Genomic DNA, 12,383 nt, shown 5'->3' on the forward strand with positions numbered 1-12,383 from the left:
GGAATTATTCCGGAGGTTTTCTTTTTTTAACTGTCGTAGGAGGGAACATTGTTGGCAAAGAGTAATGTATTCGATCTTCTAGGCCCAATCATGGTAGGTCCGTCAAGTTCACATACGGCGGGTGCCGTTCGGTTGGGTGGAATGGCTAGAAAGATATTAGGAGAAAAACCAGTTGAGGGAACGATTTTTCTCCATGGTTCCTTTGCAAAGACGGGCAAGGGGCATGGGACAGATCTAGCATTGCTGGCTGGACTGCTAGGGATGCTTCCTGATGATGAACGCATTCCAGAGGCTCCTAAAATCGCTAAGGAACGTGGTCTGAGTGTCAATTATGAAAGCGTCGATCTCGGTGGTGTGCACCCCAACACGGTAAAGTTTGATCTAGTCGGACAATCAGGTGGACATGTTGAGGTAGTAGGTTCCTCCATCGGTGGAGGTACTATCGTCATTCATAAGATCAATGATTTTGAAGTAGAAATCCGGGGTGACTATCCCACACTTGTCATCTTGCACCAGGATCTCCCGGGATTGGTTGCCCAAGTGACTCTTCTCCTGGCAACTGCACATATAAATATTGCAAGTATGAGGGTTTCTCGTGAAAAAAAGGGGGCCAAAGCCTTAATGGTGTTAGAGACAGACCAAACCATTGACCAGGCTGTTCTCGCTTTAATGAGAACACTACCGAGAATTGAGCAAGCAATGGCAATAGAGCCGTTATGATACTAGCTTAACGTTAGCTAAGTTTTCTACATAGGAGGATAATTACATGCGTGCCTATCAAGATTGGGTTATTGAGGCCGAAACTAAAGGGCAAAAACTTAGTGAAGTCATACTTCAAGATCAAATGGAAGAACTAGAACAAACGGAACAAGCCCTCTTCCAACGAATGAGTGCAAACTTAAAGGTGATGAGAGAGTCAGTAGAAGCTGGATTAGTCGGGAAACGCCGTTCCCTATCCGGTTTAGTGGGTGGAGATGCAGCCAAAGTCGAGAATCGTCGGAACATGGGCGCTAGCTTGGTCGGAGAGATAATGAGTGGTGCTATTGCTAAGGCGCTTGCCGTGGCTGAGATCAATGCTTGTATGGGTAAGATTGTGGCTGCACCGACTGCCGGTTCCTGTGGAGTACTTCCGGCGGTTCTCTTGACGGTCGAGGAAGCACGTCAGGTATCAGAGCGGGACCTCTTGCTTGCACTTTTTACGGCGGCGGGATTAGGGATGATTCTTGCGGAACGGGCCAGTGTTTCCGGGGCTGAGGGTGGATGTCAGGCGGAAATTGGGTCCGCAGCAGCCATGGCCGCTGCAGCGGCGGTGGAATTAGCTGGAGGATCGCCGAGCCAGACGGCTGATGCTGCCGCAATTGCCATGAAGTCAATGCTCGGGTTAGTCTGTGATCCCGTAGGGGGGCTTGTAGAGGTTCCTTGTGTTAAACGAAATGCAACGGGAGCAACCATTGCTTTGGCAGCGGCTGAAATGGCACTTTCCGGGGTGAAAAGTGCGATTCCCATCGATGAGGTTATTGATACAATGGGTCAGATAGGGAAACAAATGCCCTGCGCTTTGAAAGAAACTGCGCAAGGTGGTCTAGCTGTTAGCACAACAGGAAGACGGATTCAGGCTGATTTTCTATGAAACTTACACAAGTTCGATTAGTCTTAAGCAATTTTCAGAGGGCGCTTCTAGCAGAAGAAAAACAGGGCTTTACAAATGCTGGAGTGCTAGGCGGATTCAATACCTTTTTACGAGGAATTCTCCCTCGATTAGAGCAGCTCTTCCCGGATAAGGATCTGGATCTGTTGAGAAAATTGGCTCAGAGCTATCCGACCTTTAGCCCGCTTCGTCGGAGAGAAGCCTTTGCAGAAATTCGCCGTTTTATGTTGGAGATAACGAGCGAAGCCGAAGACATCTTTAGTCAGAATGTATCCCGGCAAGACATTCAGAAAAGGCCTGAGACCCAAGAACTACCAGAAAGAAATTCAGGTGTGGTCGAGAACCTTCCTATCCCTAAGAGGCATAATCGTGGGGATAATAAAAATGCTTCCATGGGAATCAGGCCCTTACAATTCCTTAAAGGAGTCGGCCCAGAAAGAGCTAAGCAGCTTGAACAGCTTGGCTTACATACCATTCAAGACTTATTGCAATATTATCCACGTCGATACGAAGATCGCCGCAAGCGCAGGATAGCGGAGTTGAGAGACGGTGAGCTGGCGACGATAGAAGGCAAAGTAGCAGCAGGACATGTGACCAGTGGAAAAATGAAAGTGGTTAAGCTTAGTATCGAGCAAGGGGGGCGCCTCATTCAGGCAACTTGGTTTAACCAAACGTTTATTCTTAAGCAATATCCCGTAGGAACACGAGTTGTTGTTACGGGAAAGGTTCGCTGGCAGCAACAGACACCGGAGATTATAGCGACGGATATAGAAAAGTCTGGAGTAAATAGCGCTGACACAAATTCACAAACAATTTTACCCATCTATTCAGAAACAGCACGCCTATCCTCAAAAGTAATTCGCAACTTAATCCAAGGTATTATAAATCAGGTGGAAGAGGAGTTTCCTGAGATCTTACCTCAAGAAGAATGCCGAGATTGGATGGGGCGTCCGGCAGCTCATCGAGAAATCCATTTTCCAAAGGACTATAATAATCTCTCCCTGGCGAGGGATCGACTGGTTTGGGAAGAAGTTCTTTTTTTGCAATTAGCAGTTGCTCGATTGCGCCAGGGCATGGTGCGACTTGAAAGCCCTCCTCTAAAGGAGGGGGAGGGGTTAATTCAAAGTTTTTTTGAAGGCTTACCTTTTCAACTGACAGGGGCGCAGAAACGAGTGATTGGAGAAATATTTCAGGATATGGCTCGACCACAAGGAATGGCACGCTTGGTCCAAGGGGATGTGGGATCAGGTAAGACCGCTGTTGCCATGGCAGCCCTGTTGCGAGCGGTGGGCTCAGGCTACCAAGGGGCCATGATGGCTCCAACTGAAATTTTAGCAGTACAGCATTTTCAATCCCTTGAGAAAGTGTTCACCCCTCTGGGAATTTGCGTAGTTTGTTTACTTGGCAGCCAAGGTAAAGCCTTACGAGAAAGAACTTTAGGGATGATTGCCGATGGTCGAGCAGATGTAGTCGTCGGAACTCACGCCTTGATTCAGGAAACGGTGGTATTTAAAGCTTTAGGTCTTGCAGTAACGGATGAACAACATCGCTTTGGTGTACGGCAGCGTTCATTACTTCAAGGCAAGGGAGAGAATCCTCACGTATTAGTCCTTACAGCAACCCCTATACCACGTACCTTGGCCCTGACCCTCTATGGGGATTTGCAACTTTCTGTACTTGATGAGATGCCTAAAGGGCGAAAATCAATAATTACTCGTAAATTAACAGAACGTAGTCGTCCAAAAATGGAGAAATTCCTAGACGAGCAAATTAATCTAGGAAGGCAAATCTATGTTGTTTGTCCTTTGGTGGAGGAATCTGAAACCTTGGATCTTATTTCTGCGACCCAGCGAGCTGCAGACCTACAGGAGAGATTTCCGAATTATCGCGTTACTCTTTTGCATGGAAAAATGAAAGGGTCTGAAAAAGAAGATATTATGAACATCTTCAATTCGGGAGAGATAGATATTCTCGTTGCCACGACGGTGGTCGAGGTTGGGGTGAATGTTCCCAATGCCTCTGTCATGGTGATTGAATCAGCAGAGAGGTTTGGCCTTGCTCAATTACATCAGCTAAGAGGACGAGTTGGTCGTGGGAGTGAACAGTCTTACTGCTTTTTAATGGCTGGAAACAAAGGGAGTCGGCGTCTAGACATTCTATGCGAAACCGAGGATGGCTTTCAAATAGCGGAAGAGGATATGCGCTTGCGCGGAACAGGTGAATTATTGGGAACTAGGCAGCATGGCTTAGCTGAATTACGGCTTGCAGATCTTTCGCGAGACGGGCAGCTTGTGGAAAAGGCATACCAGATGGCTCAAAAGGCACTGCAAAACCCAGAGAGGTTCGAAGTGCTTTTTAAGGAAGTGCAGAAGAGATTTCCACCTGAGAAGATTGGTGTACACTAGTATGAAAGGAAGCATGCAACAAGTTGTGCATAGGAGTTTCGTTTACTGAGAGGGGGGCTTTGAGATTTGTCAAAAAAGTCGGACCAGTACATTAGATCTATCAAATTAAATAGAGCAGAGATTCCCTCATTCTCAGAGTATCCTTTTAATTTGGCGGCCATAAAAAATTTAGATAGTCTAGCATTTCATCCCCAAGTAACATTTATTGTGGGAGAAAATGGTTCAGGAAAGTCAACGATCTTAGAGTCGATTGCAGTTGCCTATGGCTTTAATGCAGAAGGGGGAACAAAGAATTTTAACTTTTCGTCCAGAGCGACTCATTCAGAACTCAATAAACATATTAGACTGATTAAAGGATTGAAACGACCAGAAGATGGGTTTTTTCTACGAGCAGAAAGCTTCTATAATTTAGCGTCGAATATTGATGAATTGGATTCAGAACAGTCCTTTGGGCCGCCTCTCATCGACTCTTATGGGGGGAAATCTCTTCATGAACAATCACATGGAGAGTCCTTCTTCGCAGTTTTTCAGAACAAATTTAGAGGCAACGGACTCTATATTCTAGATGAACCTGAAGCAGCACTATCTCCTTCACGGCAAATGTCTATGATTACGAGAATGCATGAATTAGTCCAGCAAGGTTCGCAGTTTATTATTGCCACTCATTCCCCAATCATAATGGCTTACCCCCATGCGCAAATCTATGAGATTCAAGAAGGCCTTGAACGTATAACTTATGAGGGAACAGAACATTATCAAATCATGCGGGCTTTTCTAAATAATACACAGAAAATGTTAGATATTTTGTTGGACTAAGCTTGAATGTTTATGGTCTTACACCCCTTACCACCTACCAATTTGCCCCTTACCTCCAATGATATTTTAATAGTAAATTTTGATAGAAATAAAGAGCCGTGTAAGATCGAAAATGTTCTAATTAGGGTATCTAAACTAGTGGAAGGAATTGCCGAGTATATCTTAATCAAATACTCAAATAATAGTATCAGATTGCAGAAAGGTTAAAAACTATGACAGCAGCGACGCAGGTCTGCTGTCGTTCATAAAATCTAAGGAGGGGTATGCTTTGGCTAAGTCAACAAAACCAATGGTTCAAATGACACCCGAATTAGAAAAATTTAAGTATGAAGTTGCGCAAGAGATTGGAATTGCAAATCGAAAACACAAACGTTTTCCTAATTCACCACAACAATAACCAAGAAAAAAAGATCAGGTTAAACGCCTGATCCTTTTTTTAAGTGCTTACCCTTATTGTAGGTATCTCTCGTAGTCTTCGCGGTCGATTCCTGGATGCAGGCTGATAGCCAAGGCGCCAGCGATGATTTTGGCAACAGTTTTAATGAGTGAATCAATTTCCTTAGGAGTAACCATAAGATTTCCTTGGAAGGGGGAAAGCACATCGTCGATGATCTGGCTAAATACTTCCGGTTTGATACCTTTATAAAGCTGATATAGTTTAGGACTTGTTACAAACTGTTTGAATACTCCTTCCACGGCATCGTGAGCAATAACCCCTGCATTAACGACGGTTGGGAGTCCGATGGCAATCACTTTACAACCCATGGTTTCTTCAGTAATCCCAGCCCTCCGATTACCAACCCCAGAACCAGGGTGAATGCCAGTGTCCGCAAGTTGAATGCTGGTACCAATACGCTCTAGGGAGCCAGCCGCTAGAGCATCGATGGCAATCACTAAATCGGGCTTAACATGTTCTACGAGCCCTCGGATGATCTCGGCAGTTTCTATTCCAGTAAGCCCTAACACACCAGGTGCAATAGCGCTGATTTTACGCAATTGCCCTTTTAACTCATCAGGAGAGAGTTGGTATAAGTGACGGGTTACCATGGTTTTATCAATAACCTGAGGGCCTAAAGCATCCGGTGTAGCGTTCCAGTTACCTAACCCAACAATTAAAATGCTAGCATCCTCTTTAAGATTCATAAGGTCAATTAATCGGTCTGCTAGGATGTGGGTGATGGACTCATGAACGACATAATTATTTGTACGGATTTCTGGAGCATCGATGGTGATGTATTGTCCTTTCGGTTTCCCGATTGCTTCGACCCCTTCGTCGGTTTTGACTGTGATTATGGTGACCTTAGCATGTTCGAGTTCTTGTTCATCCATTAGGACGCCAGGAATTTCTTCCCCGCTTTCCCCACGGAGTAGCTGATGTGCTTCAACTGCTAAATCAAGTTGCACGTTAAGGTGCTGATAGAGTTCTGATTTCTTCATGACGGTTACTCCTTTAATCCCTTTATATTTCTACCATGAAAAATAAGTACAGGTTAATGTCCTCCTTCAGGATGACACAACGTTTGAGTTACTTTCATAGCAATGTCAAAAGCGCACTGGATTTTTCATTTATCAGTGGTTCCGTGAGGTGGCATGGGGGTCTAATGTGTAAAAAAGTCACTGGGGCTATTATAATAAAAGCTCCCAGTGATAGAGGAAAAACGAAGGAAGAGCTAGATGGGGGAAGGGCATTCGATGATTTTCAGATGTTCATCATTGCCACGCCTAGTATATGACAAAAACCGAAACGATATACAATGAAATACGAGGAATTTAGGCATTTCCTGTGGTATACTATAAATTAAAGGAATATGTAAATTCATGGTCTTTCAGGCTTAGGAATCTGATAACCAAATGCAAAGGGGAAAGCAGGTTTTTAGAGTTAGTAGAACAGATGTTAAAAGGTAAAATGCTCTGCTATAATGAGACTTGGAGGGTTTATGAGGATTATTGCAGGAGAAATGCGTGGTCGACAACTTAAGGCGGTTGAAGGAATACATACTCGTCCCACTTCGGATAAAGTAAAGGGTGCAATTTTTAATGTTTTGGGGGACAAGGTCGTAGATTCTCGGGTTTTAGATCTGTTTGCTGGAACGGGAAATTTAGCAATAGAGGCTCTTTCTCGAGGCTCTCGCGAAGCGGTGTTAGTAGAAAAGAACTACGATGCTTATCAAGTTATTCAGAAGAATCTTGAACAACTTGGGGTGAGCCAAAAATCGAAACTTCTATTAATGGATGCTTTCAAGTTTATTCATAGATACCCAGATGAAGTTTTCAACCTTATTTTTTTAGATCCACCTTATCGACAGGAGCTTATTCCAAAGGTTCTTGCAGCCTTAAAGGAATCTACTTATTTAACGACTGAAGGCGTAATTGTTGCTGAGACGGCTAAAGATGAAGAATTAATGGGTGATATTTATCCGTTTGAGATTCGTAAAACAGGAGACTATGGAGACACAAAAGTATGGTATCTACAGAGAATGGATGTATGACAAAGGGAGAGGATATAAATGGAAAGTGATATTCACGGTTTACTTAATGAAGTGGAAGAGATCGTCGATCATGGCACGAAAATTCCGATGACAGGTAAAGTTTTAGTCGATGACGCTGTAATCTTTGAATTACTTGACCGTGTGCGAGCGGCCCTGCCTGAAGAGATTACGAATGCTAAATGGGTTTTAAAAGAACGTCAACGTATTTTAGATGAAGCACAAGCAGAAGCACAGAAGCTCCTTGATCAAGGGAAAACCTATGTTGATAAAATGGCTTTAGAAAACGAAGTGGTTAAGCAAGCCCAAGACTATGGAGAAGATATTGTTAAACAAGCACAAACGTTTGCCTGGGAAGTAAAGAATGGTGCAGTGCAATACGCTGACGAAATGCTTCAGCATGTGGAACAGAGCTTATACGAGACCCTTCAAGCCTTACGTAAAAATCGGGAGGAGTTAAATGAACTGGCCAAGGAAGATCGGAGCAGAAAATCCGAAAATGTTGAGAGTGAGTAATCTCACTCTTTTTTATACTTATCAGACTTTCATGCTGCATGAGCAACATCATTGAGGGATGGAAAAATAATGTTGGGTCAAGATACTTCACTAGGTTCAGTATGACTTAGTACAGTGCCATCCTGAGTGCTAGCGAAGGATCTAGATCCTTGAGTCGTACCTCTTTAGGATGACACAGTGCTTAAGTTGCTTTCATAGCAAAGACATGTATAGTAAAAAGACGCGTAGCGTTTTTCTTAATAGAGATTACGAAGGGCGAAATCGTATCAAAGCGAGAACGACTAGAAGGAACATACATCCGATAAATACATAAGAACTTAAGTGCCAAGTGTTCCAGAAATAAGCAGATGGGTCCGGAAGTTGGACAGGTATGGTTGAGGCAGGAACCTTTGCAACGAATAGAAAGAGCTGACTCAGCCCGAGGGCAATAAGTGCGTGAAGTGTCCTAGCAATCAAAAATGAGGAGAAGCGCAAGTCTGTGCCGCTGATTAATCCAGCGACTTGAGCAAAGACGGACAATCCCCCCCAGCCCATAAGTAGAGAAAGAAGGGCTACTTGCTGATCAAGTAAGGAAAGGGCTTGGATCGCTTCCTGACATCCTAAGGTCATTTCAAATAGTCCGTTAAATAAAGCTTGAAGAACGGGTATTTGAATGATTCGAATGATACTATGCCCAATAGTTGCTAATAGTAAGGGAATATGCCAGAGATTTAAAAGCCGAAGTATTACTGAAAAAAAAGCCATAAAACCGGCTACCATCAGCACGGTATTTGTGCTTTGCTTGATGGCATCCCCAAGAACTTGACCAAAGGTGCGAGTGTCCCTGTTCTGAGCGTTTTTCATTTCTCGCCATGCGCGTTTAAACGAGGGAAATGTAGAACTTTGTTGAGAGTTGGGTGTAACCCTGTAAAACCTGAAAAGAAAGCCAACGATTAAGTTAGCGAGATAGACGGAGCCAGCTAATAAAATACCAAGGGCTGGTTTTCCCAGCATACCAGAGGCAACGGCTCCGAACATAAAACCAGGACTGGGATTATTAGTAAATGCTAAGAGACGCTCCCCTTCCTCTCGGGTTATTTCTCCGTCATTGCGAAGCCGGGCAGTTAGCACCGCTCCCATAGGAAATCCCGAAGTATAGCCCATGGCTACAACAAAAGCGGCTTTGCCAGGAAGACGAAAAACTGGACGCATGAAGGATTCTAGAAGGACACCGAGAAAATGAACAAATCCTGAGGCCATTAAGAGTTCGGAAAGAATGAAAAAAGGGAGTAAGGCAGGGAGGACGAAGCGCCACCATAGGGTCAAGCCTCCTCCTGCAGAGCTTAGCACTTCCTGTGGGTAAATGAACATCCCAAGGGCCAATAAGCTTAAGGTAAGGACACGGGCAACGTTGGACATGAATAAACACCTTCCTTCATAATTTATATGGAGGAATGCCGGGCCCTAGAAGTCATGGGGAGGGAAAATCGATGAATCCAAAAATAGGACTTGTACTGGGTGCGGGAGGTGCGCGAGGATTTGCCCACTTAGGGTTTTTACAAGTGCTGGACGAGGAAAAGATAAGTATGGACCTTGTTGTCGGATGTAGTGCAGGAGCTATATTCGGTGCTTTGTGGTGTGCGGGAATGGATCTTTATCGTATAGAGCGACTGTTGACCTATCCAGGGTTTGCTAAGAAAATATTGGACCCAGCGGTTTCTAAGGGAGGGCTAATAAAAGGGGATAGGATTCTTGAAGTGATCCGCCTTTTAACAAAGGATATGTCCTTTGCCGATCTCAAAATTCCCTTAGCAATTGTGGCCACAGATATCGAAACAGGGGAGCTTGTCGTATTTCGAGAGGGGAGCGTTGCCCAGGCCGTTCGAGCAAGTATTTCGATCCCCGGATTTTTCAAACCATATTATTATCAAGGACATCTCTTAGTGGACGGTGCTGTTAAGAATCGTCTACCAGTACACATTGCTCGAGATATGGGAGCAGAGAAGGTTATAGCAGTCGATGTCAAAAAAGGACGAATGAATCAATTAAGCAGCGCAATGGATATTTTGTTGCAATCCATCGAAATTCTCGAAGATGAAGTGTTTCGTGCCCATTGTCATGGTGCAGATCTGCTCATACAACCGGACATTGGACATATTGGAAGTTTCCAGTTTGACCTAGCAGAAGAAGGAATCCGGCTTGGCAGGCATGCTGCATTGACTAAATGTTCTGAGATTAAGAGAATAATGGCGTAAGGGGTTAAAAAACCTTGGATTGTATGCTAAACTCTTTAATGGCAAAGATTAACCTTGTGGAAAGAAATAGTAATAAAAATTAAGTGAAAAATACATTTTTAGGGAAGACTATATTTATTACTATTGTAAAGGTTACTTTGAGATCGGAAAGCCAACTTTGTTCAACAAAGTTGAAACATTGAGACTTCGGTGGGGGAGTTTACCCCCCTCGCGATTTGAGACAAAGGGGTATATAAAAAATGAAGATTCTTGTTATCAATTGTGGAAGCTCTTCGCTAAAATATCAAGTAATTGACATGGCCACGAAGAATGCTGTCGGAAAAGGTTTAGTAGAACGAATTGGCCTCGATGGGTCAGTGCTTACTCATCGCACGAGCTCTGGCGAAAAAGAAATTATTAAGGCGGAAATTACAGATCATACTGTAGCTATCAAACTTGTATTGGAGGCCTTGATTTCTCCACAATACGGTGCCATTAAAAATTTGAAGGAGATCTGTGGAATCGGACATCGCGTGGTTCATGGAGGAGAAAAATTCTCGAAGTCCGTTCTTATTGATGATGCCGTTATGGAAGCACTCGAAGAATGTGTCGAGCTTGCACCTCTTCACAATCCCCCCAATATAGCAGGGATTGTAGCTTGTCAAAAAATGATGCCAGGAGTTCCTCAAGTGGCTGTGTTTGACACGGCCTTTCACCAAACCATGCACCCTAAAAGTTATATTTACGGCTTGCCTTATGAGTATTATAAAACGTATGGAATACGGAAATATGGTTTCCATGGGACGTCTCACAAATATGTCAGTCAACGGGCAGCAGTTCTTCTTCAGAGACCTCTTAGTGAGTTAAAACTTATCAGTTGTCACTTAGGTAATGGCGCCTCGATATGTGCTATTCGAGGAGGAAAATCCATTGAAACCTCCATGGGCTTTACTCCTTTGGACGGGCTTATGATGGGAACACGCTCAGGTGCTTTGGATCCAGCGATTGTTACCTATATCATGAACAAAGAGAATCTTACGGTGGATCAAATGAATGATTTTCTGAACAAGAAATGTGGTGCCTTAGGGGTTTCGGGGATAAGCAGTGATTTTAGAGATATTGAAGTGGCTGCGGCACAAGGAAATCCTCGGGCAAGACTCGCTTTAGATATTTTTGACCATGACGTTCGGCAGTTTATTGGCTCTTATGCGGCTGTTTTGGGTGGAGTGGATGGAATTATATTTACCGCGGGAGTTGGAGAAAACTCTGCAGAAATGCGAGAAGCCATCTGTAATAACTTGGATTATATAGGAGTTGACCTGGATCGCGAGAAAAATAAGGTTAGAAGTGAAGAAGTAGATGTTTCCAAGCCAAACGCTCGCTGTCGTGTACTAGTCATTCCTACGAACGAAGAACTGATGATTGCCCTAGAAACCCATGACTTAATCTTGTAGGGGCATTCATTAAATTGCCCCTAGATGTAAATGCTACAAAATGTGTAAAGAGTTTTCCTTGACAAAGAAAAATGTGCCAACTATAATAATGAATGTGTATTGGGGTGGTAAATATGAAAGTGAATGTAGCCCAGGTTCGTCTTAGTGGCGGTGAAAGTGTCCATTATGATTTAGTGGAAGACTTTTCTGCTTTCGATTTGGGAATTGAGGCCCTCTCATTTCAAGCACCGGTACACGTGCAACTTCAAGTAAATAACACCAGTAGAGCAATGTTAGTCAAAGGAACTATACACACAAAGCTTAAAGCAACGTGTGGACGCTGTTTGGAATCGTTCGAATACTCAATAGAACTTCCCTACGAAGACGAATGGGCCTTTCGAACCTTAGCAACAGAGGATCTCCTGGAGACTGCACTCATTTTAGACAAAGATGACATCGATATTACCGATCGAATTTTTGAACAAATTGTGTTAGCTTTACCGATGAAGTTTATTTGCTCAGTAGAGTGTCAAGGGCTATGCCCAAACTGTGGTGCGAATAGAAATCTTACCCCATGCAATTGTGGGGAAGGAGTAATTGACCCCCGGTTAGCAGCACTGGCCAAGTGGCAATCCAATGACTGATTAAGTTCAGAAAACATAAAGGGGGTGTAATTATGGGTGTTCCGCAACATCGACAATCAAAATCAAGGGTACGTAAACGTCGGGCTATGTGGAAACTAACTGCACCAAACCACATCGAATGCCCCCAATGCCATAAACCAAAAATGCCGCATTATATTTGCCCTAGTTGTGGGTTTTATAATTCTAAGGCAGTTATTGCTATTGAATCATAGGTTTGCACTA

Annotated in this window: 13 protein-coding genes and 1 pseudogene; 12 read left to right on the top strand and 2 right to left on the bottom strand. The window is 43.7% G+C overall.

Features of this window, described 5'->3' with window-relative positions; translation table 11 throughout:
* The first annotated feature begins 51 nt into the window (after positions 1-51).
* The 5 genes from sdaAB (at position 52) to HGJ98_RS17460 (ending at position 5,266) form a co-directional block, all read left to right on the top strand.
* A complete protein-coding gene (gene sdaAB / locus HGJ98_RS17440; protein WP_291352964.1) occupies positions 52-720 on the top strand; it encodes an L-serine ammonia-lyase, iron-sulfur-dependent subunit beta in 669 nt (222 codons plus the stop codon).
* A 46-nt stretch (positions 721-766) separates the two neighbouring features.
* Positions 767-1,630 (top strand): L-serine ammonia-lyase, iron-sulfur-dependent, subunit alpha, encoded by an 864-nt coding sequence (gene sdaAA / locus HGJ98_RS17445; protein WP_291352965.1) that lies wholly within the window; start codon positions 767-769, stop codon positions 1,628-1,630.
* Positions 1,627-4,053, top strand: coding sequence for an ATP-dependent DNA helicase RecG (gene recG, locus HGJ98_RS17450; RefSeq protein WP_291352966.1), 2,427 nt, complete (start codon positions 1,627-1,629; stop codon positions 4,051-4,053). The genes sdaAA and recG overlap by 4 nt, the downstream gene beginning before the upstream one ends.
* 66 nt (positions 4,054-4,119) lie before the next feature.
* Positions 4,120-4,869, top strand: coding sequence for an AAA family ATPase (locus HGJ98_RS17455; RefSeq protein WP_291352967.1), 750 nt, complete (start codon positions 4,120-4,122; stop codon positions 4,867-4,869).
* 268 nt (positions 4,870-5,137) lie between these two features.
* Positions 5,138-5,266: a small, acid-soluble spore protein, alpha/beta type gene (locus HGJ98_RS17460; protein ID WP_291352968.1), complete on the top strand. Its 129-nt coding sequence runs from the start codon at positions 5,138-5,140 to the stop codon at positions 5,264-5,266.
* A gap of 53 nt (positions 5,267-5,319) precedes the next feature.
* Here HGJ98_RS17460 and gpr read toward each other — a convergent pair whose 3' ends face one another.
* Positions 5,320-6,306, bottom strand: a complete 987-nt coding sequence (gene gpr / locus HGJ98_RS17465; protein WP_291352969.1) for a GPR endopeptidase — start codon at positions 6,304-6,306, stop codon at positions 5,320-5,322.
* Positions 6,307-6,806: 500 nt separating this feature from the next.
* On the opposite strand from gpr, the gene rsmD reads away from it, so the two are divergent.
* Both rsmD and HGJ98_RS17475 read left to right on the top strand, forming a co-directional pair.
* Entirely contained in the window at positions 6,807-7,358 is a 552-nt protein-coding gene (gene rsmD / locus HGJ98_RS17470; protein ID WP_291352970.1) for a 16S rRNA (guanine(966)-N(2))-methyltransferase RsmD, read from the top strand.
* Between the two features lie 18 nt (positions 7,359-7,376).
* On the top strand, positions 7,377-7,871 hold the full coding sequence (locus HGJ98_RS17475) for an ATPase (RefSeq protein WP_291352971.1): 495 nt from the start codon (positions 7,377-7,379) through the stop codon (positions 7,869-7,871).
* Between the two features lie 246 nt (positions 7,872-8,117).
* Here the strand turns inward: HGJ98_RS17475 and ylbJ are convergent, their stop codons facing one another.
* Complete coding sequence (ylbJ, locus tag HGJ98_RS17480; protein ID WP_291352972.1) at positions 8,118-9,269, bottom strand: sporulation integral membrane protein YlbJ; 1,152 nt, start codon at positions 9,267-9,269, stop codon at positions 8,118-8,120.
* A gap of 67 nt (positions 9,270-9,336) precedes the next feature.
* Here ylbJ and HGJ98_RS22450 point away from each other — a divergent pair.
* The 5 genes and pseudogenes from HGJ98_RS22450 to rpmF all read left to right on the top strand — a co-directional run.
* A pseudogene (locus HGJ98_RS22450) lies at positions 9,337-9,384 on the top strand (hypothetical protein); the annotation flags it as partial.
* Positions 9,365-10,105 (top strand): patatin-like phospholipase family protein, encoded by a 741-nt coding sequence (locus HGJ98_RS17485; protein WP_367142744.1) that lies wholly within the window; start codon positions 9,365-9,367, stop codon positions 10,103-10,105. The pseudogene HGJ98_RS22450 and the gene HGJ98_RS17485, both read left to right, overlap by 20 nt.
* Positions 10,106-10,344: 239 nt before the next feature.
* Complete coding sequence (locus HGJ98_RS17490; RefSeq protein WP_291352974.1) at positions 10,345-11,538, top strand: acetate/propionate family kinase; 1,194 nt, start codon at positions 10,345-10,347, stop codon at positions 11,536-11,538.
* A gap of 113 nt (positions 11,539-11,651) precedes the next feature.
* Positions 11,652-12,161 carry a DUF177 domain-containing protein gene (locus tag HGJ98_RS17495; protein ID WP_291352975.1) on the top strand — a complete coding sequence of 170 codons (510 nt, stop codon included), beginning with the start codon at positions 11,652-11,654 and terminating at the stop codon, positions 12,159-12,161.
* A 32-nt stretch (positions 12,162-12,193) separates the two neighbouring features.
* Positions 12,194-12,373 (top strand): 50S ribosomal protein L32, encoded by a 180-nt coding sequence (gene rpmF, locus HGJ98_RS17500; protein WP_007786364.1) that lies wholly within the window; start codon positions 12,194-12,196, stop codon positions 12,371-12,373.
* The last annotated feature ends 10 nt before the right edge of the window (positions 12,374-12,383 follow it).

Origin of the sequence: Desulfosporosinus sp., assembly GCF_014237355.1 — a bacterium.
In the GTDB taxonomy this organism is placed as follows: Bacteria; Bacillota; Desulfitobacteriia; order Desulfitobacteriales; family Desulfitobacteriaceae; genus Desulfosporosinus.